This is a genomic window from Caballeronia sp. dw_276 (assembly GCF_018449635.1).
GTDB lineage: Bacteria > Pseudomonadota > Gammaproteobacteria > Burkholderiales > Burkholderiaceae > Caballeronia.
Genome location: NZ_JAAVUV010000004.1, coordinates 498803 through 524210, shown reverse-complemented (window position 1 = coordinate 524210; position 25408 = coordinate 498803). Strand labels below are relative to the sequence as shown.

At 60.3% G+C, this 25408-nt stretch carries 18 protein-coding genes; 11 read left to right on the top strand and 7 right to left on the bottom strand.

All coding sequences use genetic code 11. From position 1 onward, the window contains the following. Complete coding sequence (locus HB633_RS11190) at nucleotides 1-9591, bottom strand: non-ribosomal peptide synthetase (protein ID WP_213778154.1); 9591 nt, start codon at nucleotides 9589-9591, stop codon at nucleotides 1-3. 217 nt (nucleotides 9592-9808) lie between these two features. Here HB633_RS11190 and HB633_RS11185 point away from each other — a divergent pair, with 217 nt between their 5' ends. Further along, entirely contained in the window at nucleotides 9809-11545 is a 1737-nt protein-coding gene (locus HB633_RS11185) for a cyclic peptide export ABC transporter (protein ID WP_213778153.1), read from the top strand. Between the two features lie 35 nt (nucleotides 11546-11580). On the opposite strand, the gene HB633_RS11180 is transcribed toward HB633_RS11185, so the two are convergent. Continuing rightward, the gene (locus HB633_RS11180) at nucleotides 11581-11871 is read right to left on the bottom strand and encodes a hypothetical protein (protein ID WP_213778152.1); all 291 of its coding nucleotides are present in this window, start codon (nucleotides 11869-11871) and stop codon (nucleotides 11581-11583) included. A gap of 120 nt (nucleotides 11872-11991) precedes the next feature. Beyond that, nucleotides 11992-12837, bottom strand: a complete 846-nt coding sequence (locus HB633_RS11175; RefSeq protein ID WP_213778151.1) for a helix-turn-helix transcriptional regulator — start codon at nucleotides 12835-12837, stop codon at nucleotides 11992-11994. A gap of 289 nt (nucleotides 12838-13126) precedes the next feature. Between HB633_RS11175 and HB633_RS11170 the strand changes: the two genes are divergently transcribed. The 6 genes from HB633_RS11170 (at nucleotide 13127) to HB633_RS11145 (ending at nucleotide 17906) form a co-directional block, all read left to right on the top strand. Then, complete coding sequence (locus HB633_RS11170; protein WP_213778150.1) at nucleotides 13127-13966, top strand: universal stress protein; 840 nt, start codon at nucleotides 13127-13129, stop codon at nucleotides 13964-13966. A gap of 15 nt (nucleotides 13967-13981) precedes the next feature. After that, complete coding sequence (locus HB633_RS11165) at nucleotides 13982-14470, top strand: universal stress protein (protein WP_213778149.1); 489 nt, start codon at nucleotides 13982-13984, stop codon at nucleotides 14468-14470. Then, nucleotides 14467-15306, top strand: coding sequence for a universal stress protein (locus HB633_RS11160; RefSeq protein ID WP_213778148.1), 840 nt, complete (start codon nucleotides 14467-14469; stop codon nucleotides 15304-15306). The genes HB633_RS11165 and HB633_RS11160 overlap by 4 nt, the downstream gene beginning before the upstream one ends. 134 nt (nucleotides 15307-15440) lie before the next feature. Next, nucleotides 15441-16088, top strand: coding sequence for a response regulator transcription factor (locus HB633_RS11155; protein ID WP_213778147.1), 648 nt, complete (start codon nucleotides 15441-15443; stop codon nucleotides 16086-16088). Between the two features lie 245 nt (nucleotides 16089-16333). Continuing rightward, nucleotides 16334-17110 carry a fumarate/nitrate reduction transcriptional regulator Fnr gene (fnr, locus tag HB633_RS11150; protein ID WP_213778146.1) on the top strand — a complete coding sequence of 259 codons (777 nt, stop codon included), beginning with the start codon at nucleotides 16334-16336 and terminating at the stop codon, nucleotides 17108-17110. Nucleotides 17111-17156: 46 nt separating this feature from the next. Continuing rightward, nucleotides 17157-17906 (top strand): YoaK family protein, encoded by a 750-nt coding sequence (locus tag HB633_RS11145; RefSeq protein WP_213778145.1) that lies wholly within the window; start codon nucleotides 17157-17159, stop codon nucleotides 17904-17906. Nucleotides 17907-17921: 15 nt separating this feature from the next. Here HB633_RS11145 and HB633_RS11140 read toward each other — a convergent pair whose 3' ends face one another. Genes HB633_RS11140 through HB633_RS11130 form a run of 3 tightly spaced genes read right to left on the bottom strand, consistent with a single transcriptional unit; the run spans nucleotide 17922 to nucleotide 20222 of the window. Further along, the gene (locus HB633_RS11140; RefSeq protein WP_213778144.1) at nucleotides 17922-18512 is read right to left on the bottom strand and encodes a flavin reductase family protein; all 591 of its coding nucleotides are present in this window, start codon (nucleotides 18510-18512) and stop codon (nucleotides 17922-17924) included. Between the two features lie 25 nt (nucleotides 18513-18537). Further along, entirely contained in the window at nucleotides 18538-19248 is a 711-nt protein-coding gene (locus HB633_RS11135; protein ID WP_213778143.1) for a GntR family transcriptional regulator, read from the bottom strand. Next, nucleotides 19245-20222, bottom strand: a complete 978-nt coding sequence (locus tag HB633_RS11130; RefSeq protein ID WP_213778142.1) for a polysaccharide deacetylase family protein — start codon at nucleotides 20220-20222, stop codon at nucleotides 19245-19247. The genes HB633_RS11135 and HB633_RS11130 overlap by 4 nt, the downstream gene beginning before the upstream one ends. 299 nt (nucleotides 20223-20521) lie before the next feature. On the opposite strand from HB633_RS11130, the gene HB633_RS11125 reads away from it, so the two are divergent. The 4 genes from HB633_RS11125 (at nucleotide 20522) to HB633_RS11110 (ending at nucleotide 24870) form a co-directional block, all read left to right on the top strand. After that, nucleotides 20522-21580, top strand: coding sequence for an ABC transporter ATP-binding protein (locus tag HB633_RS11125; RefSeq protein WP_213778141.1), 1059 nt, complete (start codon nucleotides 20522-20524; stop codon nucleotides 21578-21580). A gap of 63 nt (nucleotides 21581-21643) precedes the next feature. Continuing rightward, nucleotides 21644-22960, top strand: coding sequence for a PotD/PotF family extracellular solute-binding protein (locus HB633_RS11120; RefSeq protein WP_255580863.1), 1317 nt, complete (start codon nucleotides 21644-21646; stop codon nucleotides 22958-22960). 70 nt (nucleotides 22961-23030) lie between these two features. Further along, a complete protein-coding gene (locus HB633_RS11115) occupies nucleotides 23031-23945 on the top strand; it encodes an ABC transporter permease (protein ID WP_213778140.1) in 915 nt (304 codons plus the stop codon). 1 nt (nucleotide 23946) lies between these two features. Continuing rightward, nucleotides 23947-24870 (top strand): ABC transporter permease, encoded by a 924-nt coding sequence (locus HB633_RS11110; RefSeq protein WP_213778139.1) that lies wholly within the window; start codon nucleotides 23947-23949, stop codon nucleotides 24868-24870. Between the two features lie 19 nt (nucleotides 24871-24889). Here the strand turns inward: HB633_RS11110 and HB633_RS11105 are convergent, their stop codons facing one another. After that, complete coding sequence (locus tag HB633_RS11105; protein ID WP_213778138.1) at nucleotides 24890-25216, bottom strand: superinfection immunity protein; 327 nt, start codon at nucleotides 25214-25216, stop codon at nucleotides 24890-24892. Between the last annotated feature and the right edge of the window lie 192 nt (nucleotides 25217-25408).

Below are 25408 nucleotides of genomic sequence, written 5' to 3'. Positions count from 1 at the left end.
TCATTGCGCTTCGAGTTCGCCGAGCAGTGCATCGATGGCGCTTAACGCGTCTTTTTCATTTGTGTTGCCGCGTTCGGCCAGTGCCAGATCGATCTCTGCAGCGCAGCGCGCGAGCGTGCGTTGATCGAAAAGCATGCGTAGCGGGAGCATCAATGACCAATGAAGATTGGCTTGTGCATTGGCCTGTGTGGCAAGAAGAGAATGGCCGCCGAGGACGAAGAAATCGTCGTCGCGTCCTATCGATTCCACGCGCAACACGCGTTGCCAGATCGCGGCCAGTTGTTGCTCTGTGGTCGTTTTCGGCAATTCGATCGGACGGCCTTCGCGCGCCGGAGCCGGTAGCGCATTGCGATCACATTTACCGTTCGGCGTGACTGGTAGCGCTGCGAGCTCGATCACGCGCGCGGGCACCATGTAGGGTGGCAGTTGTGCTCGCAATGCATTCAGAAGCGCGGACTGATCCAGCGAGCCTTCGCCGCCACGCGCCACATACGCGACCAGTTGCTCGTCGCGCACGATGACCACGGCGTCATTGACGCCTGGATACGCGCGCAGCAATCCTTCAATTTCGCCGGGTTCGATGCGTTGGCCGCGCAGTTTCACCTGTGTATCGATACGGCCGAGATAGTCGAGCGCGCCATCACTGCGGCGGCACGCAAGATCACCCGTTCGATACAAACGTGCGCCCACTACGAAGGGATCGGGCACGAAACGCTCGGCGGTAAGCGCCGGCCGCCCGAGATACCCGCGTGCAAGCCCGGCTCCGCCCAAATACAACTCGCCGACCGCGCCTTCAGGCAGCGGATGCATCGCGGCATCGAGAACGTGCAGTTGCAGGTTGTCGATTGCGTGGCCGATAGGCACCGACACCGCGTTTCCATCGTTTGCACTGCAGGTCCAATGCGAGACATCTATGGCAGCTTCGGTCGGACCGTACAGGTTGTACAAGCGCGCGTTCGGCAGCAACTGCGCGACACGTGCAACGAGTTCCGGCGCAAGCGCCTCGCCGCTCGCAATGATCCGCTGTAGGGTCGTGCAACGTGCAGCAGCGTTGAAGTCTTCGAGGTACGCGACAAACGCCGCGAGCATCGAAGGAACGAAGTGCAACATCGTCACGCCGCGTGCTTCGATGGCAGCAACAAGTCGCGCCGGATCGCGATGATCGCCCGGCGCGGCAATCGCGAGCTTCGCTCCCACCGACAACGGCCAGACGAACTCCCACACGGAGACATCGAAACCGAACGGGGTCTTATGCAGCACGACATCACCACCGGTCAGTGTGTAAGCGCGTTGCATCCATGCAATGCGGTTCGACAACGCGCCGTGCGTGTTGCCCGCGCCCTTGGGCTTGCCCGTCGATCCCGACGTATAGATCAGGTATGCAAGCTGTTTTGCGTGAACGTCAGCGCGCGCGGCGAACGTCGTGTTGTCTTGCATCAACTCGGCGACGGTGGCAACGTTCGCGGCATTCGCTTCAACGCGCTCGCGCAGATGCGCTTGCGTCAACACGACGGCAGGCTGCGCATCCTTGAGCAAATACGCGATGCGCTCAGCGGGATAATCAGGGTCAATGGGCAAATACGCGGCGCCCGCCTTCAGCACGCCCATGAGCGCTATGACCATGTCAAACGAACGCTCCACGCACAACGCCACCACCATATCCGGCACGACGCTTCTTGCTACGAGCGCGGCCGCAACACGATTCGCCAGGGCGTCGAGTTCGCTGTAGCACATCTGGCGCAGCTCGCCGCTCGCATCAACGAATTCGAGCGCGATCGCATGCGGTGAGACCTTGGCAGCGAGTTCGAATTGGCGATGCAGCGGCAACTGCTGTTGCTCCGGTGAAATGTAGGTGGTCGCGTTGCATTGCGCGATCGCGGCGATATCATCCGGACTTGCTATCGAGATAGTGCCAAGCAATGCATGCGGGCTTTCGACAAGCGCTCCGAGACATGCCGCAAATGCGCGATGCAACATCGCGACGCGTTTTTCGTCGATACGCGCGGCGTCATAACCGTAGTCGATGGTCATCGATTCACCCGCTTCAACCACGAGCGTAACCGCGAAATCAGTCGATTCGATATTGCGCAAATCGCGCATCTTGAGCGAGCGCTCATCCCGGCCGGCCCATGCTTCATCTACGGGATAGTTTTCGAATACAAGCAGCGTGTCGAAGAGCGCACCGCCTCCCCGACCTGCCCACTGCTGGATATCGGCAAGCGGTGTGTGAGCGTGTTCTGCGGCAGCCGCGTTATCGGCTTGCAGCGCCCGTAACCATGTTGCGGCTTCACGCTGCGGCGAAGGTTCCGTGATGACGGGCAACGTATTGATGAAGAGTCCAAGCACGGTATCGACGTCGGGCAGCGCATCAGGACGCCCCGCCACCGTTGCGCCAAACGCGACCGTCGATTGATGCGTCACACGTTGCAACGCCAGCGCCCACGCTCCTTGCACAAGTGTGTTGAGCGTGATGTGAAGCCGGCGCGCGGTATCCGTGATGCGGGACATGGTCCTCGCGTCGAATGCCGCGCGCCACGTACGATTGCCAGTCTGCATATCCGGTTCGCGTTTCGCAACGAGCACGGGTTCATCGAGAAGTGCAAGACATTCAAGCCAGAATGCTTTTTCCGCGTTTGTATCCTTCTGCGCCAGCCACGCGATGAAATCGCGATAGCGTGCCTTTGCGGGCACCGCGAACTGCGGGCGTGCTGGCTCCATGCAGTCGCGCAGGATATCGGCGAAAAGACGCGCGGTGCTCCAGCCGTCGAGCAGAAGATGATGTCGGGTCCAGACAAGTTTCCATTCGTCGTCCGCGATCTGGATGAGCGTCACGCGCATCAGCGGCGGTTTGCTCAGATCAAAACCGCGGGCCCGATCGGCTGCAAGCCATGACTCGAGCGCAAGCTCACCCTGCCCACGCCAGTCGAGCATTTCTACGGGCAAGCGCGCCTGGCGATGCACGATCTGCATCGGTGTGGCTTCGCCGGGCGTGAAGCTTGTGCGCAAGATGTCGTGACGGGGAACCGCACTATCGAATGCGGTGCGCAGACGTTGTACGTCCGGCGCGTGCAGCGTTGCAACGAGTTGATTGATGTAGGTCGCCTGCTCCGGTGCGAGCAACGAATGGAACAGAATGCCCTGCTGCATCGGCGAAAGCGGATAGATGTCGTCGATGGAGCGCAGATCATGCGGCAAGCGGTTGAGCGCAGCCTGATTCAAACCTGCTGCGCGCGCCAATGGATAGTCACCCGGGGTCGCGCCGCCGCCATGAACTTCGAGACGAGTCGCGCATGCCGCCACGATGCTTGCGAGCGCGGTTTCGAAAAGCTGCGCCAATGCTTCAATCGTCGCGCGATGGAATTGGGTGCCAGCGTAGACCCAGTGCAACCTTAGCGACCGTGAACCGATCGTATCGATATATGCGTGGATCGCAAGCGTATTGCCTAGCGGTCCGGCCAGGTCCCGTTCACGACCTGCGCCGCCAAAGCGCGGGTTGAGCAAGGCGTCGCGGGGAACTTCGAACTGACCAAGATAGTTGAACGTAACGCGCGGACGCGGTATGGCTTCGAGCACTTTTCGGGTGGCATCGTCGCCGTAGTGACGCAGTACGCCAAAGCCAAGGCCCTTGTTGGGCACTGCGCGCAACGTGTCTTTCACCTGGGTGAGCGTGCCCAGAGGCGTTTCGCCAAGGTCCAGCGCAACCGGGTAATGACTCGTCAGCCAGCCGAGCGTTCGGCTTGCATCGATGTCATCGAACAACGCTTCACGGCCGTGGCCTTCGAGTTCGATACGGCACGACGTCTGTCCCGTTTTCTCCTGAAACGCATGAGCCAGCGCGGCAACAAGTATCTCGACCGTTTGCGTCCGGTACGCTGCGTTTGCTTCGCTCAGCGCGGCGCGCGTCAGATCGGCATCGAGTGTCTGTTCAAAAACCACGGCGTCAGCATTTGTCGCTGATGCTTCAGGATGGTCGATCGGCAAGTCATCGTAATCACCTGAAAGCGCGGACCAGTACGATGTTTCCTGTGCGAACTGGGAACTCGGATCACGCGCGGCGCGTGCAAGACGCGCAGCCCAATCCTGTGCCCGTGAACCCGTGGGCGGCAAACGTACCGCGCGCCGCTCGATCGCGGCCCGGTAGGTCGTGTCAAGATCCTCAAGCAAGATGCGCCACGAAACGCCATCGACGATCAGGTGATGAATCGCCAGATAGAGTTGCGCGCTTCCGTCAGGAAGCGTCGCCGCGAGCGCGCAGACAAGCGGGCCGTTCGTGATATCGAGTGTGCATTGCAATGCGTCGAATTGTGCGAGCGCATCGGCTCGATCGGTTGCGGTGGTGGCGGCAAGCGGTAAGGTATCGAAAGGCTTCGCCGCTTGAACTATCGACCAAGTATTCCCGCCAGAACGCTGTACGAAACGCTGGCTGAAAATCTCGTGATGCGTAAGCAGCGCGTTGAAGGCACGCGCGAAAGCGTCGAGGTCGAATGGCGTTTGTGTATCGAACTGAACCGACTGGTTCCAGTGTCCGCGTTGCGGCATGTCCAGTGCGAAAAACCGGAGTTGCGCAGGCGTAAGCACTGCATTTGAAGCACGAGGCGGCGTGCTTGGCTTCGGAATAACCGCTGCATCCGTCGAGGTTGCGACCGTTGCCAGTCGCGCGATAGTCGGGCCATCGAAGAGTTGCTTCGGCGTAAAACGCACACCACGTTTTCTCGATCGCGCGATCACTTGAAGCACGAGAATCGAGTCGCCGCCGAGTTCGAAGAAATTGTCGCCACGACCAATACGTTCGACTTTCAATACGTCTTTCCAGACAGCAGCGAGTGTATCTTCCGTCGGTCCGCGAGGTGCATCGCCGTCGCTTTCGACAGGTGCGGGAGCGCCCGCGATTTCGCGCAGCGCAGCGCGATCTACTTTGCCGTTAGGCGTCACCGGAAGTGCCTCCAGCACTGCGAGTACCGAGGGAATCATGTACTCAGGCACGCGCAGCGCGAGCGCTTCGCGCAAAGCCGCTTCCGTTTGAACGCTACCCTCGGTCAACGTCACGAACGATGCAAGCCGCAAGCGCCCATCCTGTTCGACCGCGAGCGTTTCCGCTTGCATGACGCCATCAATGGTTCGCAGCATCGCGCTTACTTCGCCTGGCTCAACCCTGTAACCGCGGATCTTTACTTGATCGTCGAGACGTCCGAGGAAGTCCAGGCGGCCATCGGCGCGTAAGCGAACACGATCGCCCGTTCTGTACAGACGTTCACCCGTCGCGCCGGGATGCGGAACGAACTTTTCCGCCGTGGCCGCCGCGCGACCGAGATAACCGCGCGCAACGCCCGGACCTCCCAGATAAAGCTCGCCGATCGCGCCAACCGGTACGCTTGATCCCAATGCATCGAACACGCACGCATAAGCGTTCGGCAACGGTCGGCCCACCGGAACCGATTGACTACGCAAATCCGCTTGTGTGAAACCGGAGGTATCGCAAACGAGCGACCCCACTGTGGTTTCAGTCGGCCCATAGTGGTTGATGACGCGGCAACCAGGTTTGAGCGCCGCGATCCGATCGACCAGAACCCACGGCAAGATCTCGCCACCCGTTATCAACGCATGCGATGGAAGCACGTCAGCCGGGCGCTGTGCATCGAGCAATGCATGAAGATGGCCTGGCACGATCTTCAGCACGCCGACATCGCGCGTACGCATTTCCTGCGCGAACCGGTCCGGATCGAAGGCGCATGCTGCCGGCAGCAAATGCAACGTGCGTCCCGAACACAATGCACCGAAGAGCGTCGTGTGCCCGAGGTCGGCAGCGACCGTGGAGACCATTGCCATAGATAGGTTGGGTGCGGGATCGAGTTCGTCGAGCATGCCTTGCACGTAATCGGCAAGCGCACGATGCGAAACCACAACGCCTTTTGGCGTACCCGTCGAGCCCGACGTAAAGATCAGATACGCAGCCTGTTCCGGTAATGGCGGCACGCGTCGACCGCTCGCGTTTGACAGCGAGTCGTCCTGTCCGATGGCATCGATATCCAGTACTTGCGCATTGCCAATGCTTCGCGTTGCGGTTGCAATAAGCGCCACGTGCGCTCCGCAAGAATCAGCGGCAGCCGCAAGACGTTCGGATGGCATCGCGGGATCGAGCAATACGGCGTATGCGCCCGACTTCAGCACGCCAAGTAACGCCACGACAAACTTTACCGAGCGCTCGATGCACACCACCACCGGCTGTTCGATCCCTGTGCCGCGCTGTTGCAACGCGATCGCAACACGGTTCGATGCATGATCGAGTTCGGCACACGTCAGTTGCGTGTGTTCATCGGCGACCGCCACGCGTTGCGGCGTCGTTACCGCATGAGCCACGATCAACGACAGAACATCGCTGCCGGGCGTTGCCAGCGTACGGCCCGATTGCACGTTTAGATTATTTGCGCAATCGACCAGCGCCACAGGAATTTGCGGATCGCGCACGGCGTGTGCGACTAGCGCGGCGAAACTCCGGAGCCACGCTTCTGCCGTACGGGTATCGATGCAATCCAACGCATACGCCGCCACGAGTTCGATACCACTCGAATTGTCCGTGAAATCGAGCGCGAAGTCGAAGCGCGCGGAGAGGTCGGGCCCCGGCGCCGCAACGGCGGACACACCGGCTAGTTCGGCTTTGATCTCGGCATCGAACTGTTGGGCGAACTTCACGCGCAACCATTCTTCGCCGCGACGCACGGGCGGTTTGATGGCGTCGAGAACCTGATCGAAGGGCACGTCCTGATGCGCGAACGCACTCAAAGTTGCCGCGCGAACCGAGTCGATCAACACCTCGAAAGATGCAAGCGGCTCGACCTTCGCACGCAGCGCGAGCGTATTCAAAAACAGTCCAATCAAAGGCGCAGTTTCCGCGCGCTGACGATGCGCCACGGGCACTGCAACAACCAGATCCGTGGTCCCTGTCAGCCGATAAAGCCACGCATCGAACGCCGCAAGCAGCACTGCAAACGGCGACGCGTGGACGCGGTGTGCAAGCGCGTGTAGCGCGTTTGTCGTGTCCGTATCGAGCCGCAACGCCACACGCCCTCCACGATGATCACGCTCGGCAGGTCGTGCACGATCGTAAGGCAGGGCAAGGGGTTCGGGCGCGGCATCGAGTTCCTTGCGCCAGAACCCGATCTGACGCGCGCCCTCCGCGCTCGCGACCAGATCGCGTTGCCATTGCGCGTAGTCGGCGTATTGAATCGGCAGCGCCGGCAGACGCGGATCGCGACCTTCAGTGAACGCGGTATACGCCAACGCGAGTTCATCGAAGGCGCAGCGTGAGCTCCAGCCGTCACTGACCGCGTGATGTACCGCGAGCATCAGCCGATGTGACTCGGTTGAGAATGTCACTAATGTCGCGCGCAGCAAAGGGCCCTCGGCAAGGTCGAACGACTGAGCCGCGTGGTCTTGCGCGAGACGATCCGATTGCGCGCGTTGTTCGCTATCGTTCAGGTGAATCAGGTTCACGTGCCCGATGCGCACCGGCAAATTCGAGTGAATGCGCTGCATGACAACGCCATCGTCGTTTTCGACGAGAGTCGTGCGCCAGGCTTCGTGACGCCCGATCACATGATCGAGCGCCTGTTGCAGCGCCTGCGTATCGAGCGCGCCACGAAGGGTCCAGTGACCAGCGATGTGATACGCCGAGCCTGCATTTTGCGTCTGCGCGATCACCCAGAATCGTTGCTGTGCAAAAGATGCCGGACGATCGATAAACCTCGCACCGGCGGGCATCGGAGGCATGCGTGTCAACGCAACCTGAGGCGTGCCGGATTCACGTTCGCTGCCGTCGATCAATGCCGCGAGTGCATCGAGTTGGGGATCATCGAATAGCGTATCGAGCCGCAGGTTGACGCCGAGTTCGCTGCGGATGGCGGCTTGCAGTTGCATCGCCGCGAGTGAATCGCCGCCGCGATTGAAGAAGCGATCCTCGCGGCCAACGAGCGAAGCGTCGCCCAGGATGCGTTGCCAACATGCCGCGAGCCAGCGTTCGGTATCGGTATGCGGCGCGGTGAAATTCTCATCCGGTTTGGCAACAAGCGCCAATACCGCCCGTCGCAGTGCATCGCGATCGAGCTTGCCATTGAGCGTGTACGAAAGGTGACCAAGACGTGTGTATCGATGCGGCTGCCACGCATCCGGCAACCGTTCCTCTACATATGCCTTGATCGTTGCATCGTCCAATTCATCTGTCGCCACGATGCACGCGGTCAACACTGTACGGCCATCGGCCAAATCGGCTAGCACGGCTGCATCGCGCACCAACGGATGCGCTCGCAAACACGCGGCGATCTCACCGGGCTCGACGCGCACGCCGCGAACCTGCACCTGATCATCGATACGGCCAAGATAGTCGTACGCGCCATCTTGACGTAAGCGCGCGCGATCCCCCGTTCGATAAATCCGCGCACCCGGCTCGCCGGATGCATCGGGAAGAAAACGTTCGGCCGTCAGCGCCGCGCGACCGTGGTAACCACGCGCAAGACACGCGCCGCCGAGCAGCAACTCGTCCGCATCGCCGATACGCGCAACTCGAGGCCCAATCGCACACCCGATGGGCAATGCCGCGTACGCGTCATCGCCTGAAAGCTCGGGCGTGACACCTGGTGCAACGGGCCATAACATCGGCGACATGATGGCTTCGGTCGGCCCGTAACCATTCACGAGCCGGACCGTTGGAAACACGCGCCGCACTGCATAGAAGGCATGCTGCGACAGTGCCTCGCCGCCAAACGCAAGCACCCGCAATGACTGAGGCACGCCGGATCGCTCGGCAAGCGCGGCAAACTCACGCAAATACGCCGGCGGAAAAGCCGCAATGTTCACCTGTTCGCGATCGATCATCGCGAGCGCGGCCTCGGGCGCGAACGGCGGCGGATCCGTAATGACGATGCTCGCACCCACAGCAAGCGGGGCCAGCCAGCATTCGTGCGCGGCATCGAAATTGACCGATGCAAAATGCAGAAGACGGTCATCGGCTGCGATAGGCAGCGTTGCCGTCAACGCATCGCAATGCGCGGCCAGCGGCCCATGTTCGACTACGACAGCCTTTGGCGTTCCTGTGGACCCGGACGTGTAGATCATGTACGCGGCGGCATGTGGATGGACGAACGTTTCGTCGGATTCCTGATCGATTCCTACGCTGCCCGAAATATCCTCACTCGATATCGTCAAACATTGCGAGAACCGCTGACGCATTGTTTCATCCGCTGCAACGTCCACGACGCCGTGCACCAGTCCTGCGTCCTTCACGATCCAGTCAAGCCGTGCCGCCGGATGATGAGGATCGAGCGGAACGAACACGCCGCCCGCCTTCAGTACAGCCAAAAGCGCCACGAACAACTCGCACGAGCGCTCGACGCACACGCCAACCCGCACCTCCGTCTTGACGCCCGCCGCACGTAATTGCGATGCCAGGTTTTCCGCACGGCGGTCCAGCTCACCTCGCGAAAGCCGCGTCTCCACCGGCGAGAACGACGTTAGCGCGGGAGCATCGGGCGCCAGGCGCGCCAATGCGCTGATACGTATATGCAGCGCGGTCGGAAAACGGGTCGTGTGCGTCGTCATAGGCGTGAAGTCCTCTGAGCCGGGCCGCTTCGGCACGCTCAATGGCCACAGGAATTGCGGCTTCATTGGGATGACGATTTGCGCACAAGAATATTTACCTTTATTTTTGCGGCCAGGAGATCGGCTTCACACACGACTAAAGATTTGCGCCGCCCAAACGTCAATGAGGCAAGGGGCGTATTCCGCGCCGCCATGCCTCTCTAAATTTCCAAACGTGATGACCTCAGCCACCGAGCGTTCCGACGCCTCCTCGAACGAGTCCGTGCCGCCCAAGCCAGCCTCGCGCCTGATCCTCACGCTGCTCAAGCGTTCACGCGGCGCGTTCACGCTTGCCATCGCCGCGTGTGTGTTGAACGGTGTTGCCAGCGTGACGCTCGTTGCAACGCTGAACCGTGCGCTTTCGCAGCCGTCATCGGCGGACAGCTCGCTCGCATGGCGGTTCGCGCTTTGCGCGATCGTCGCGCTTGCCACGCGGATCGTGTCGGGCGTGCTATTCGCGCGGCTTTCTCAGGACACCATGGCGCAACTGCGCGAACGGGTCGCGAGGCGCGTTGCGACGGCCGAGTTGCGCGATGTCGAACGCATCGGCGCGGCGCCCGTTCAATCGGTCCTGACCGACGACGCCACCAACGTTTCCATGCTGTTCTTCGCGTTGCCAAACATCGTGATGCACGGTTCCATCGTGTGTGGGTGTCTTGCTTATCTGGCTTGGCTGTCGTTGCCGGTGTGCTTGCTCGCGCTGACCGCAATCGTGGTCGGGTCGTTCGGCTATTACACAGGCGACAAACGTGCGATCGCATCGCTGGAAGCGGCCGGCAAGTCGCAGGACAAATTGTTCAGCTATCTCGGCGCGCTATTCACGGGCGCCAAGGAACTGAAGCTGCATCAGGCACGCGCAAGACAGTTCGTCGATGGACAACTGGGAATGGCGATCGGCGAAGTGCGTGATCATCGGCGGCGCGCGTTCAGCGCTTACGCTGTAGGCGTGGGCTGGATCATCTTTGTGTTCTACGTGTTCTTGGGCGCAGCCGCCTTCTGGCCGTCGCTTGGCGTACGCGCCGACGCCCCCGCCGCAGCCGGTTATGTGATCGTGTTCCTCTTCATGCTGGTACCGCTCGATGGCCTGCTCAACAACTTGCCGACCGTCAACGCCGCGCGCGTGTCGCTCGACCGGATCGAAAAGGTAATGGCCGAATTTGGCGGACTGTCCACGCCGGCCAGTCAGGCGCCGCCGTCACCGGGTGCTTCTCATGCGCCCTTCAAGACGTTGAATCTGCGCGGTGTCACTCACTCGTATTTCCATGAGCGCGACGAACGCATGTTCCGCATCGGGCCTGTCGACCTGACGTTCAGGCCGGGCGAGCTGGTGTTTATCGTGGGGGGAAATGGTAGCGGCAAGACTACGCTTGCAAAGGTGCTGACGGGTCTTTACGAGCCTGAAGGAGGTGTCATCGAGATCGATGGCAGGCCTGTAGGCGCGCTGGAACGTCCTGCTTATCGCGAGCGCTTCACGGCGGTTTTCAACGACTTCCATTTGTTCGATGCACTGCTTGGCATCGTCGATCCGAACGATCCTTCACGTGCCCAGGCCGATGCTCGCGCGAATGCGCTGATCGGCAAGCTCGCGCTGGATCACAAAGTGCAAGTGGTGGACGGCGCGTTCTCGACGCGCGCGCTTTCCACTGGACAACGCAAGCGGCTTGCGCTGGTGATCGCGTATCTCGAGGACCGGCCTTTCTATCTCTTCGATGAATGGGCCGCCGATCAGGACCCCGCGTTCAAGGCCGTGTTCTACGAGCAATTATTGCCGGAGTTGCGTCGCGCAGGAAAGACCGTGGTCGTGATCACGCACGATGACCGGTACTTCCCAATCGCCGATCGCGTGCTGAAACTCGACAACGGCAGCATCATCAGCGAGACGTATGGTTCCGAGCCAGCTGTTGTGAACGGATGAAGGTGAGGCGCTTAAGGACAAATACGCAACAGCCCTCAAAGTGCCGTACCGTTGATCGCGAGACCCGCCGGCCGCGCCTCGAACCTGTATTGGAGATGCGTTGGGTAGCGTGCATCGATCTCACGCACCAGGCGGTCGATCTCTTGCGTGAGTGCATCGATACGTTCCACCTTCAGCAAATAGCCGGCCTTCATCAGGCCCTCGCCGAACTTCTCCACCATCAGCGCTGCCAGCGCCGGCGTTTCCGCGCCGCGCTGCACGTCGTGGATGCGAGCGCATGCGTAGCGCTGGATTTCATCGATCAAAGCCCCGAGCTCATCAGTCATTGTTCTCACCGCCTTCATTTATTCGATAGCCAGCACCATCGCTATTGTCAAGTTTCGCGGGTATTTTTTGTATCGAAGGAAGGGTTCCCGGCGTATAGGTTTCGTAAAAATACTCCGGCGTCATTTCGCCTGAACATGTCCCAGCATTCGCAAATGCAGCGCCTCGGTTGTGTCGTCGGCCGGAAACATCGATTCGATCCGCAGCTCCTCCGCAGCAACCGTCTGCGGCGTGCCGACGGTGGTGATCATCGAGAAGTAATTCAGCGTCGCGCCGTCTTTCACGAAGCTGATGGGAATGACTGGCATGGCGCGCGTTGCCGCACCCGCGTTCAGCATCTCAGGGGACGTCCAACTGGACTTGACATCCGGGTAAGCCAATAACGAGGCCAGCAATTCGCGGGTCTTGTCATCGATAACCCTCCCTACCGATTCCCGATGCACACGTTGAATCAAGCTCCTCGCCACCTCGTCCCAGTTCGCGATAAATGGGCGCATGCCCATGGGATCGAACATCAAGTGCAGCATGTTACGCGGGCTTTTACGCGCGGACAGGTCGATAAAACAATCGAAGAAACGCGGCGCCGATTCATTCGGCAGCAGCACATCCCAATGGCGATCCATGACGACCGCCGGAAACGGCTCGTGTTGCTTCAACATGCGCGCGAGCGCACTCGTCACGCTCTGCATCTCCTCCGCGTTCCACGCGCTTTCCGAGTAAATGGGCGCATAACCCGCAGCAAGCAAGAGCGTGTTGCGTTCGCGAAGTGGAATATCGAGCGCCTGCGCAAGGCTGATAAGCGTCTGGCGGCTAGGCACGCTGCGCCCGCTTTCTATGAAGCTGACATGACGTTGCGATACGCCTGCATCGAGTGATAGACCGAACTGGCTTTTGCCGCGCGTACTGCGCCACTGGCGCAGCAGCGTGCCGAGTTCGGTAGCGGGCTTTGAAGATGGCGACGGCTTCATCGAATACTCGTTCGGTACGGGGATCGGCTGATCAGGATACGCCCAACCCTACTCAAGCCGGCCGCACGCTCATGCGTCAGTGGATGACTCTCATCTTAGAGATCGCCGGAATATGTTCAATTACCTCTGATGTAATAACGCGGCGGCGATCAGTCCGCCGGTAGATATCGCGCGTCAAGGAAACCGTTGATCTACATCAACGGGTGGGATTTTTGAGCTCATAGACTTTTTGCAAGCGCCGGGCGCGTCCGGCCAGGCGTCCTGAGCACCCACCGATGGAGTTTCTGCGATGAGCTACACAAGCATCCTGGTCCAGCTCGACACGAGTTCACGCTCGACCGCGCGCCTCAAGTTCGCGATGCAGCTTGCACGCAAATCCGGCGCCCATCTCACGGGAGCCCTGACCAGCTTCACGCCGGACCCGCGCACGTTCTACGTAATGGCCGGCTACTCCGAGTACTTCGAGGACCATCAAAAGTTGCGGCTCAAGCGGCAAAGCGCACTCGAACAGATATTTCACGCGGAGCTGGAACACGCCGGAGTCGCGGGGCGCTGGGTCGAAAACATCGACTATCCGATCAATGACATCACCCGCCTCGCCCGATGTGCGGATCTCGTCGTCGCAGGGCAGGAGGATCCGGACGATCCCGAATCGTTTATTGCCGATCACTTTCCGGCAACGCTCGTGATGTCCGCAGGCCGCCCGGTGCTTTTCCATCCCTGCGCTGGCGACTTTGCGACGCTTGGCGAGAATGTGATGGTCGCGTGGAACGGCAGCCGCGAGTCCGTGCGCGCCGTGCACGATGCCCTGCCTCTCCTGCGTCAAGCCAGGCGGACCACTATCGTCACGGTCGACGAACCGCGCGATCTGGTGCGCGCCGAGGGTATTCCCGGCGCTGATATCGCGATTGTCCTGGCGCGCCATGGCGTCAAAGCGGACGTGGTCCAGCTGGAGCAGATCCAGAACACGCCGGCGGGCAGCCTGTTGCTTTCGCAAGCATCGGAGTTGGCTGCGGACCTGATCGTGATGGGCGCCTACGGCCACTCGCGCTGGCACGAACTGGTCATGGGCGGCGCCACGCGCAGCATGTTCCAGTCGATGACCATCCCCGTTCTGATGTCGCATTGATCACAGGATCAGCCCATGTACAAGCGAATCATTGCACCCGTCGACGGCAGCGAAACCTCCAGACACGCGCTGGATGCGGCGCTCGAACTCGCGCGCGACCATGACGCCGAGCTCAATCCCGTCTATGTGGTCGATGTCCCGCCGCTGTCATATTCCGGCGCGGCGTTCGACCCCACGCCAGTACGCGACGCTTTCGTCGCTGAAGGCGAACACGTCCTGGCCGATGCAGCCGCGAAGATGAAGCGCTACGGCGTCAGGGGCACAACGAGCCTTGTCGAAGTCGAACCGCTTGCCGACGACATCGCGCAACGCATCGAGCATACGGCGCAAGCCTTCGATGCGGACCTTGTGGTGATGGGCACGCACGGCAGGCGCGGCTGGCGGCGGCTGTTGCTTGGCAGCGTCACCGAACACTTCCTGCGCATCTCGACGCGGCCAGTACTGCTCGTCCCGCATCATCCGCCGCCACAAACGGAGCCAGACGTCCCGGGAGTGCTGGTATGAGCTACAAGACCATTCTCGTTCATATCGATGACAGCCGATGCAGCGGTGCGCGAGTCGACTTCGCCGTCGATCTCGCTCTCAAGCACAACGCGCACCTTATCGGCTTGTACGTGGTTTGCCGGGACCCGCTGCGGCCCTTCCTCAAACCGGATGAAAGCCTGAACCTTGCGGTCCACGAGGCGCAGGCCCGCGCCCGGCTCGAGCGGGCGCACGAGCACTTTTTATCAGCGACGCGCTTGTCCGCTGCCACGGCCGAGTGGCGGGCGCCGGCAGGCCCATCAGTAGATGTCGCTGTGCTCCACGCGCGCCACGCAGACCTGATCGTCCTTGGACAGGCCGATCCGGCAGACCCGGCTGCGTACATTGCGAAGCATTTCGCCGATGATGTCGTGATGAGTTGCGGACGGCCAGCGATTTTGCTGCCATACATTGGTCGCACAGATCGGTTCGGCGAGACCGTGCTCATTGCGTGGGATGGCAGCCGCGCCGCCGCGCGCGCGGTAGCGGACGCCCTTCCTGTGCTCAGGCATGCGCGTCTGGTGCAGATCGTGACTGTCGAACCGCATCGCGGCGAAGACGCCGGGACCGGGCAAAACACCGGACATGCGCTCGCGGCATATCTCGGACACCACAAGGTGCGGGCCAGTGTTTTATCGATGCCGCCTGAATCCGGCGTGAGCACAAGCGCGGCTTTACTCGAGATTCTGACGGACACGAATTCCGACCTTCTGGTGCTCGGCGCATACGGACATACGCGCTTGCACGAGCGTTTTCTGGGTGGCGTCACACGAACAATATTGGAAAGCATGACCACGCCCGTGATAATGTCGCACTGATGCATCACGAATTCAGCGTTGCGTTCATGGCTCAGTGTCCTTGCGCATCCTTCATGCCCGCCAATCTTGCGGGCATCTTTTTGAGTGACGCGCGCCGCAGCCTTCGTGGGGCACAGCGAGGAACATATCCAGCAATGACCCGGGTTCTGATATCCGATGACCACACGCTCGTTCGCGACGGCCTGCGCCATATCCTGGACAGCGCCGATGGAATCGAGGTGGCGGGCGAAGCAAGCGACGGCGCCACGACCATTGCGATGATCCGCGAGATTCCGGCCGATGTGCTCGTCCTCGACCTGTCGATGCCCGGACGCAACGGCGTCGAACTGCTCAAGCAGATCAAGGACGAAAAGCCGGCGCTGCGCGTGCTGATCCTCACCATGCACGCGGAGCAGCAATATGCGGTGCGCGCGTTCAAGGCCGGCGCATCGGGCTACCTGACCAAGGAAAGCGCGAGCGCCGAACTGGTCGCGGCGGTCAACAAGCTTGCATCGGGTGGCGTGTATGTAAGCCTCGCCATGGCTGAACGCCTTGCGCTCAGCCTCTACGAGCGCGGTGACGACCTGCCGCATCAGCGCCTGTCGGACCGCGAGTTCGAAGTATTCAGGCGGATCGCGGGCGGCGAAACGATCACGCAGATCGCCCAGGCGCTCTCCGTCAGCGCCAAGACCATCAGCACCTATAAAACCCGCATTCTCGACAAGATGCAGATGCCCCACGACGCAGCGCTCGTGCGTTATGCCGTGCGACAGAAGCTCTTTGAAGACGACCACGAAACCTGAGCACCCAGGTTGGCTGCCAGATTCGTGTAGTCCTTTCCCTACACCCACTCCCAAACACCTACATCAAGCGCCGCCGCTCGCTGATTTTATTTTGAGACAGAGTCGCCCATACTCGTCTCACTGAGCGTCGGCTTGCTCCGGGGACATTGGCGAAAGCCGACAAGCACCCCATCAAATGGCCGGCGAATCATCCGCGCGGCACACCGCGCAAACGCACCCAAGCAAAATCATTCACGGGAGACGTCATGACGTCAGCGACCGCCTGCGCACCTTCAGTATCGAAGTCGGGGGGTTTCAAGCGTGCGCCACAGCGGCCGGCTTCGCTGCCCGTATCGCATCCCGATACCCGCTGTTCTGCCTGTTCGCTGCACCCCATCTGCATGCCGCCCCAACTGACCGGCGCCGAACTCGACAGGCTTGATGCGATCGTCTGCTCGACACGTCTCGTGCGGCGCGGCGAGACGCTATACAGGACGGGAGATGCGTTCAAGAGCATTTATGCCGTGCGCACCGGCTGCTTCAAGACAGTCGTGACGCATCGCGACGGGCAGCAGCAGGTCACGGGCTTTCACATTGCAGGCGAGCCGCTTGGACTCGACGGCGTCTGTTCCGACGAACAAAACTGCGATGCAATCGCGCTCGAAGACAGCAAGGTCTGCGTGATCCCCTTCGACCTACTCGAAGAGCTTTGCCACGATGTCAAAGCCGTGCAGCAGCACGTTCACCGGATGATGAGCGGCGAGATCGTGAGGGAATCCGGCCTGATGATGATGCTTGGCACCATGACCGCCGAGCAACGCGTCGCGACGTTCCTGATGAACCTGTCGTCGCGCATGAAGATACGCGGCTATTCGGCGGCCGAGTTCAATCTTCGTATGACGCGTGAAGAGATCGGCAGTTATCTCGGGTTGAAGCTCGAAACCGTGAGCCGGATGTTCTCCAGGTTCCAAAAGGAACGGATCGTCGACACTAACGGTAAGCAGATTCGCATCATCGATAGCGAGCGGCTCGCCGAGGTTTGACTCGCCGCGCGTCACGTTCCGGCTTTCAATGCCGCTGGCGGAACACATGCCATTGAATTATCTGCGCAGCTTCACGCGGCCTGAGCGCACCAACGAAAGCAACCGGCGTCTCGGACGCTGGCTCGCATTCATTGCCGGCGCTGCGAACGCAGGCGGTTTTCTCGCGGTCGGTCAATACACATCGCACATGTCGGGCGTGGTGTCGGCACTTGCCGACAACCTGTCGCTCGGCGAGAGCGGTCTTGTTGTTGCGGGCTTGAGTTCACTCGTGGCGTTCATGTCCGGCGCGGCCACATCCGCGATCATGATCAACTGGGGCAGGCGGCGGGCCGCGCAAAGCGAGTATGCGTTGCCCTTGCTGCTGGAGGCCGCGTTGCTGCTCGTCTTCGGGCTGATCGGCGCGAATCTTGAACAAGACAGGATCCTGTTCGTACCTGCTGCGGTTGCGTTGCTCTGCTTTGTCATGGGCCTGCAGAACGCCATGATCACGAAGATCTCGAAGGCCGAGATTCGCACCACGCACGTGACTGGACTCGTGACCGATATGGGTATCGAACTTGGCAAGCTCGTGTACTGGAATGCTTACAGCAACGAACCCGGCATGTGCGCCGTGAAAGCGGACCGGTCGAAGCTCCGGCTTCTGGCGTCCTTGCTCGCGATGTTTTTTACTGGCGGGATTGTGGGCGCGATGGGTTTCAAATACGTCGGTTTTATTGCAACGATTCCGCTCGCCGCAATGCTCGTCGTGCTCGCGGTCGTGCCGCTGGTCGATGATCTCGTCGGACAGCGGCATTGACTCACCCGCACTCGTTCACCCCAACGTGAAGCGTTCCCGCGTGGTCACGTAATCGCTCGCGCCGAAGCGCCCGACCGGGAAATAATGCTGCAGCCGCACGCGCCAGGTTTCGGTATCGATAAGTTCATCGCGGACGTGCAATCTGTGAACCCGCCCGATGAAAATATGCCGGCTCGTAGTTTCCAGCGTTTCCCACAACGTACATTCGAACGCAACCGGCGCCTCGGCAATTCTCGGCGGCGCGACGTGCGAACTCGCAACCGGCGTGAGCCCGACCTTCTCCAATTCGCTGACATCCGGCGGCAGGCGCTCTCCGCAGCGATGCATCTTTTCCGCCATCGCCTCGTCGCTGAGATGCACCACGAACTCCCGGCTGCGTGCAATGTTCGTGGCGGTGTCCTTGAGCGATCCATCGTCAAGACGGTTGATGCTGATCATAACAATGGGGGGTTCCTCGCCCATCATGTTGAACATCGAAAACGGCGCGGCGTTGATCGTGCCGCTCGCGCTCAGCGTTGTCACAAGGGCTATGGGACGCGGCACGATCAAGCTCGCCATGAGTTTGTATCGCTGATATTCGGTGATGGCTTCGAAGTCGATTTCCATGATGGCCTGTTCAGTTTATGAGTGTTCAGGGTTGAACCATGCCGAGCAGTTGCCCCAAGCTTTTCTCGCCTTGCATGCGCGATGTTTCGATGCGCTCTTCAAGCTCACGAAGATGCGCTTCCATGCGGCGAATGGCGCCAGGCGCATCGCGCGCTTCGATGCAATCGACGATCGCCGCATGTTCGTCGTGTTCGCACGGCGCGTTTCCCGGCGGTTCATACACGCCGACAATCAACGAGCATCGCGATACCAGTTCGCTCAAGTAGCGCTGCAGGATGGAGTTGCCCGCGAGTCCTGCAATGCGCAAATGGAAGTCGCTCGCAAGGCGCGCCCACGATGGCTGATCGAAGCGATGCATGGCTTCGTGTTCATCGGCGAGCTGGCGGCGCAATGCCTCAATGTCGTGCGCGCTCGCGCGTTGCACCGCGAGCTCCACGAGCACGCGTTCGAGCGAACGCCGTGCCTCGAAGATCTCACGCGTCTCTTCGGGCGTCGGCTCCGCGATCACCGCGCCCTTGTTGGGTCTGAGCGCAACGATACCTTCATACGCGAGGCGCTCCAGCACGCGCCGTACGACTGCGCGGCCAACGCCGAACAACTGGCATAGCTCCGGCTCCGGCAACTTGGTGCCGGGCGTCAGGCGATGGTTAAGGACACCATCGAAGATCGCTTGATAGAGGCGTGCATCGACATCTTGCGTGGCGTCTGGTTCAGGCGTCTTGTCTTTCAGTGTCATGTCTGTGCCTGAAGGTCCGATGAACCGGTCAGCCCCGCGCGTTCCATCTCGTCCATATGACGCGCGATCGCGCCCGGCGTGGTCGTCCACACATCGCCGTTCGCCCGCGCGGCCACAATATGTTTGAGCGCGCGCCGTAAATGGCGCAACCGGTACGGCTGCCCAACCAAGTACGGATGCAATGCGATACCCATGACGAGCGCCTGCTTGTGGCGGCTGTTGTTGGCTTGTTCGAGCATCTCGTCGAACTGATCGATGATCATGTCGGCAAAAGCACACGCATCCAGTTGACGGCCGATGATCATAGGCAAGTCGTTGAGTTCTTGCGGATAGGGAATCGACCAGAGCGAACCTGCGCGCGTCGCCATGCGAACCGGGCGGTCATCGTGACACCAGTTGAGCGTATAACCGTAGCCCGTTTCCGCGAGCAGATCGGGCGTCAGGTGCGTTTCCGATATCCATGGTGAAAGCCATCCCGATGGCGGCGTGCCCGAATGCAATGCAATGCGCTCGCGGCAATGAACCAGCAGCGCACGTTCGGCGTTTTCGTCGAGATCGCTCTGGCGATACGCGTTCGTATGTCCATGCGCGATGAGTTCGTCGCCGCGTGCAAGACATGCATCCATGACATCGGGGCAGTGATCATAAAGGGCGGTATTGATCAGCGTGCCGGAAGGCATGTCGAGCTGATCGAATAGTTCCATGCAGCGCCAGGCGCCCACACGGTTACCGTATTCGCGCCAGCTGTAGTTGAGCACGTCGGGTTGCGGCGACACTGGACCAAGCGCCGCGCCGAGACCTTCCCCAAACGCAAAGTGTTCGATGTTGAAGCCGAGATACACGGCGAGTCCGGTATCTCCCGGCCAGCGGAACGAATCGGTATTGGCGATCGATCTATATGGGAAACGCTCGTGCGTCACCAGCGGACCAAATTTTGATCCGCTTTGTGCGCCAGCGTGACGGATGATGTCCATGTGCGAAAACCCCGATAACAACGTGTGCTGCGTGTGAACCTTTTTGGTGGATTGCGCCCCGAAGCGGACCTGCGGCGCACCGTGATCGTGCGGTTTTCGATGTTCGATCGCCGACGCATCAGTTTCGAATCGTGTGCAATTTACACGCCATATCGTAGACGTTCAATAGCGGCGATGGTTTGCACAGAACTCAATGCGATGCGAACAAAGTGGCATGTGTCTTGCATTTGACGATGCGTCAGCCGACGTTCGTCAACCGTCACGCCCCGAACAGGAACGCATCGCATGAGTCCGTCCATATGAGTCAGTCCACTTCAGCCGTACTCAAGACAGAAGCCGCGGACATTGAACTCGTGCATGTGTCGAAGCAATATGGTGACTCGCTCGCAGTCGATTCCATCGACTTGCGGATTCCCGGCGGACAGTACTGCTGCCTGCTCGGGCCGTCGGGCTGCGGCAAGACATCGACATTGAGAATGATCGCGGGCCACGAATCGATCACCGATGGCGACATCCTCATTGGCCAGCGCAACGTCACGCGCGCGCAACCCGCCACACGCGGCACCGCAATGGTCTTCCAGAGCTACGCCCTCTTTCCACATTTGTCCGCGCTCGATAACGTCGCGTTCAGCCTGAAGATGCGCGGCGTTGCGAAAGACGCGCGCCGCAAGCGTGCGGGTGAACTGCTCGAACTGGTTGCGATGAGCGCTTTCGCCGAACGCAAGCCATCGCAATTGTCAGGCGGCCAGCAACAGCGCGTCGCCCTCGCGCGCGCGTTGCTGAACGAACCACGTTGCCTCTTGCTCGATGAACCCTTGTCTGCGCTCGACCCGTTCCTGCGCATCCAGATGCGCGCCGAACTCAAGCGCTGGCAAAAAGAACTCGGCATCACGTTCGTGCACGTCACGCATTCGCAGGAAGAAGCGATGGCGCTCGCTGACATGGTCGTGGTGATGAGTCATGGACGCATTGAACAAAGCGGCTCGCCACACGAAGTCTTCAATCGGCCGCGCACCGAATTCGTCGCGCGTTTCCTGGGCGGCCACAACGTGCTGAGCGCAAACGGGCATGCGTTCACCGTGCGTGCCGACCACTTACGCATCGCGCCTCACGGCGTCACGCCGGTACAGACACCGGGCGGCGATGGCGGCCTTAGCCGTATCGGCGGCATTCCTTGCACGGTCCGAGAGACCGAATATCAGGGCACGCATTTGCGCATGACGCTGGCGCCGCTCGACGGTTCGCCCGAACTCATCTCGCTGCTACCCGATAACGAATACGACCCCAAGCGCCTCGGCCCCGACGCGCGTGTCGTGGTCTGGTGGAACGAGCAGGACGCCCATGCATTTGCGGCATGAAAGACCGCTTTGCGTTGCACTGAACGAGAACATTGAACGACAACGTCACCAAGGGAGATTGCAATGACCGAGCGAAAAGAACATCCGTCGGATATCACCGCGACCGAGCCCGCCGAATCCGGCCTTGGATCAGGCCAGGGCCTGTCACGTCGCGCGTTGCTCAAGGGCGCAGTTGCCGCAGCGGGTATTGCGGGGTTCCCTTATGTCCACGCGCAGGAAAAGATCACGTTGCGATATCTCGGCACGGCGGTCAACCAGAGCTCGGATATCGCGAAGAAGTTTCAGGAAGACACGGGCATTCAGATCCAGTACATCCCGGTCACGACCGATGACGTCGCCAAGCGCATCATCACGCAACCGAATTCCTTCGATATCGTTGATACCGAATACTTCTCGCTGAAGAAGCTCATTCCCGCCGGCACACTCGCCGGCATGGACGCAAAGAAGATCAAGCTCGCCGACAAGATCACGCCCGTGCTCACGCGCGGCGAAGTCGATGGCAAGAAGATCGGCGACCAGGGCACCGCACCGAAGAAGGTGATGTTCCTGACGGGCGCGCGCTCGACGCAATTCTCCGCGACACCCACCGAATGGATGACGCTGATCCCGACCACCTACAACGCCGATACGCTCGGCATCCGCCCCGACCTCATCAAGCGTCCGATCACGAGCTGGTCCGAGTTGCTCAATCCCGAGTTCAAGGGCAAGGCCGCGTTGCTCAACATTCCGGCCATCGGCATCATGGATTCGGCAATGGCAATCGAAGCAATGGGTCATATGAAATACGGCGACAAAGGCAACATGACCAAAGCCGAGATCGACCAGACCATCAAGATCCTGATCGAAGCGAAGCGCGCTGGCCAGTTCCGCGCATTCTGGAAGGACTTCAACGAAAGCGTGAACCTGATGGCGTCGGGCGAAGTCGTGATCCAGTCGATGTGGTCGCCGGCCGTCACGAAGGTCCGCACGATGGGCGTTGCCTGCAAGTTCCAGCCGTTGAAGGAAGGGTATCGGTCATGGGCATCGGGCTTCGGCCTGCCACGTTCATTGCAGGGGCGCAAGCTCGACGCCGCGTATGAGTTCATCAACTGGTTCCAGGACGGCTGGGCCGGCGCTTACCTGATGCGCCAGGGTTATTACCCGGGTGTGACGGAGACCGCCAAGTCGCACATGCAAGCGTACGAATGGGACTACTGGATGGAAGGCAAGGCGGCCGCGCAGGACATCAAGGCGCCCGACGGCCAGTTGCTCGAAAAGGCCGGCTCCACACGCGACGGCGGCTCGTACAACCAGCGCATGGGGGCGATCGCGTGCTGGAATGCGGTGATGGACGAGAACATCTACATGGTCCAGAAGTGGAACGAGTTCATTGCGGCCTGAATTCGCAGGAGCCGGCTTCGTGGCTTGCATGAAGCCGGCTGCATCCGTTTAATCACTGGACATTCACGCAATGGCATCGATCGAGCTTCCCGCTCAAACACTTGACGCGCCGGTCAAACATCGGCGCGCCGCCGCATGGCTGCAGGCAACGCCGCTGACATTGACCTTTGCGTTGTTCTTCATCGTGCCGCTGATCATCACGCTGATCGTGAGCTTCTGGGACTTCAACGAGTACCAGATCATCCCCGCCTTTACACTGAAAAACTATGTGGCGATCTTCGATGGATGTTCATCGACTACCGATGTCTGCGTGACCTTCAAGACCTACTGGTCCACCATCAAGTTCTGCGCGATCGTCTGGGGGGTCACGCTTTTGATCGGCTTCACGATTGCTTATTTCCTCGCCTTCCACGTGCGCTCGTCGGGCATGCAGACGGTGCTGTTCCTGGTTTGCACCATACCGTTCTGGACCTCCAACGTGATCCGGATGATTTCATGGATGCCGCTGCTCGGCCGCAACGGCCTGGTGAATCAGGCATTGATCAGCGCGCACATGATCGACCGGCCGCTTGAATGGCTGTTGTACTCGAACTTTTCCGTCGTGCTCGCATTCGTACATCTCTACACGTTCTTCATGATCGTCCCCATATTCAACGCAATGATGCGCATCGACCGGTCGTTGCTCGAAGCCGCCCGCGATGCGGGTGCAAGCGGTTGGCAGGTCGTCCGCGAAGTGGTGCTGCCCCTGTCGAAGACGGGAATCGTCATTGGCTCGATCTTCGTGATCACGATCGTGATGGGCGACTTCCTGACGGTCGGCGTCATGGGCGGGCAGCAGATTGCCTCGGTGGGGAAGATCATCCAGGTGCAGACAGGCTATCTGCAGTTTCCTGCTGCCGCGGCCAACGCGATCATCCTGCTGGTGGTGGTGCTCATGATTGTCTGGGCGCTGACCCGTGTAGTCGATATCCGCAAGGAGCTCTGACATGGCTGGCAGCGGCTTCAAACCCGGTCTCAAACATCGAGAACGCAGGCCCGCGAGTTTCTACTGGCTTGCACTCGTGTTCGCGCTTTTCGTGCTGTTCCTCTACGGCCCGGTCATCACAATCTTCATCTTGTCGTTCCAGGGGCCGGAAGGCGGCCTCACGTTCCCGATGCGCGGCGTATCGCTGCATTGGTTCGAGGTATTGCGGCAGGGTGTTGGCGACATCGACATATGGGCGGCGTTCGCGCGTTCAGTGCGGCTTGCGGCGGTGGTTACGGTCCTGACAGTGTTGTTCTCGGTGAGTGCCGGACTTGCGTTTCGCAAGCGCTTTCGCGGTGACACCTCGGTGTTTTATATATCGGTCGCAAGTTTGATCATGCCGTCGATCATCGTGTCGCTCGGCATCGGTCTCACGTTCCGGCTTCTCGATAATGGCGTCAAGTACCTCGCCACCCTTTCAGGTCACGAGTCTTTCGTCGATAACTACACCACGTCGATGGGCCTCTACACGTCCGCGCTCGGCGCGCACCTGACGTGGACGTTGCCCTTCGGCCTGCTCGTCATGTTCGCCGTCTTCAATCGATTCAATCCGGCGTACGAAGAGGCAGCGCGCGATCTTGGCGCTTCCCCGTGGCAAAGCTTCAGACACGTCGTGTTGCCGATCATAGGACCTTCGGTGATCGGAGTCGGGATGTTCGGCTTCACGTTGTCGTGGGACGAGATTGCTCGCACGTCGCAGGCAATCGGCGACCAGAACACCTTGCCGCTGGAATTGCAGGGCCTCACGACTTCCGTAACCACACCGGTGATCTACGCGCTCGGCACCATGACCACCATGTTGTCGCTCACCGTGATGATCGTCGGGTTGCTCATGGTGCGCTGGCTGGCGCGGCGGCGCTCACGCGCGCTCGCTCTTGCAGGCTAGATGCCTGGCGCACTGTCTCTCAGTAAGGATCGCGCATGATGCGTATCGCCTTCGCTGGGGGGACGTTGCGTGCAAGTGCACGCGCTACGATCGCATCAGCCGTTGCATGTGCCTTGTTGCGCATTTGCATCCGCATGATGCGGTCGACTTTCTTAGGGCTATCGCGATGCAGCGCCCAGTAAAGCGCGCTCAGCCATCCAACGATCGTCCATCCGAGCAGTGCGTTCATCAGCGCAAGCAGCAGCACGTTGCGCCGCCCTCGCCTGTCCGCGACGATTGATGGCGTGAAGTACACGACCATTGCGACAACTGCGATAAGAGCCTGAACCAGCGTTTTTGCGACCATGTTTTCAATCTCCTTACAGATCGCCTGAGGCGGACATGGATGCAAATCGCGTGCATTGCAGTCGGAGGTCCGTTCAAGCGAAAATTCAGAATAGTCCCGATAGCCGCGAAGGTCCAAGTCACAAATTTAACCGCCGTAATAATCAGGCGCTATCGAATCTCCTTTTCACTCGTCAGAACATGCGGAAGCCAC

Coding starts and splice junctions, on each gene's coding strand:
- HB633_RS11190 (WP_213778154.1), bottom strand. CDS start 9,591: ATGACGACGCACACGACCCGTTTTCCGACCGCGCTGCATATACGTATC.
- HB633_RS11185 (WP_213778153.1), top strand. CDS start 9,809: ATGACCTCAGCCACCGAGCGTTCCGACGCCTCCTCGAACGAGTCCGTG.
- HB633_RS11180 (WP_213778152.1), bottom strand. CDS start 11,871: ATGACTGATGAGCTCGGGGCTTTGATCGATGAAATCCAGCGCTACGCA.
- HB633_RS11175 (WP_213778151.1), bottom strand. CDS start 12,837: ATGAAGCCGTCGCCATCTTCAAAGCCCGCTACCGAACTCGGCACGCTG.
- HB633_RS11170 (WP_213778150.1), top strand. CDS start 13,127: ATGAGCTACACAAGCATCCTGGTCCAGCTCGACACGAGTTCACGCTCG.
- HB633_RS11165 (WP_213778149.1), top strand. CDS start 13,982: ATGTACAAGCGAATCATTGCACCCGTCGACGGCAGCGAAACCTCCAGA.
- HB633_RS11160 (WP_213778148.1), top strand. CDS start 14,467: ATGAGCTACAAGACCATTCTCGTTCATATCGATGACAGCCGATGCAGC.
- HB633_RS11155 (WP_213778147.1), top strand. CDS start 15,441: ATGACCCGGGTTCTGATATCCGATGACCACACGCTCGTTCGCGACGGC.
- fnr (WP_213778146.1), top strand. CDS start 16,334: ATGACGTCAGCGACCGCCTGCGCACCTTCAGTATCGAAGTCGGGGGGT.
- HB633_RS11145 (WP_213778145.1), top strand. CDS start 17,157: ATGCCATTGAATTATCTGCGCAGCTTCACGCGGCCTGAGCGCACCAAC.
- HB633_RS11140 (WP_213778144.1), bottom strand. CDS start 18,512: ATGGAAATCGACTTCGAAGCCATCACCGAATATCAGCGATACAAACTC.
- HB633_RS11135 (WP_213778143.1), bottom strand. CDS start 19,248: ATGACACTGAAAGACAAGACGCCTGAACCAGACGCCACGCAAGATGTC.
- HB633_RS11130 (WP_213778142.1), bottom strand. CDS start 20,222: ATGGACATCATCCGTCACGCTGGCGCACAAAGCGGATCAAAATTTGGT.
- HB633_RS11125 (WP_213778141.1), top strand. CDS start 20,522: ATGAGTCAGTCCACTTCAGCCGTACTCAAGACAGAAGCCGCGGACATT.
- HB633_RS11120 (WP_255580863.1), top strand. CDS start 21,644: ATGACCGAGCGAAAAGAACATCCGTCGGATATCACCGCGACCGAGCCC.
- HB633_RS11115 (WP_213778140.1), top strand. CDS start 23,031: ATGGCATCGATCGAGCTTCCCGCTCAAACACTTGACGCGCCGGTCAAA.
- HB633_RS11110 (WP_213778139.1), top strand. CDS start 23,947: ATGGCTGGCAGCGGCTTCAAACCCGGTCTCAAACATCGAGAACGCAGG.
- HB633_RS11105 (WP_213778138.1), bottom strand. CDS start 25,216: ATGGTCGCAAAAACGCTGGTTCAGGCTCTTATCGCAGTTGTCGCAATG.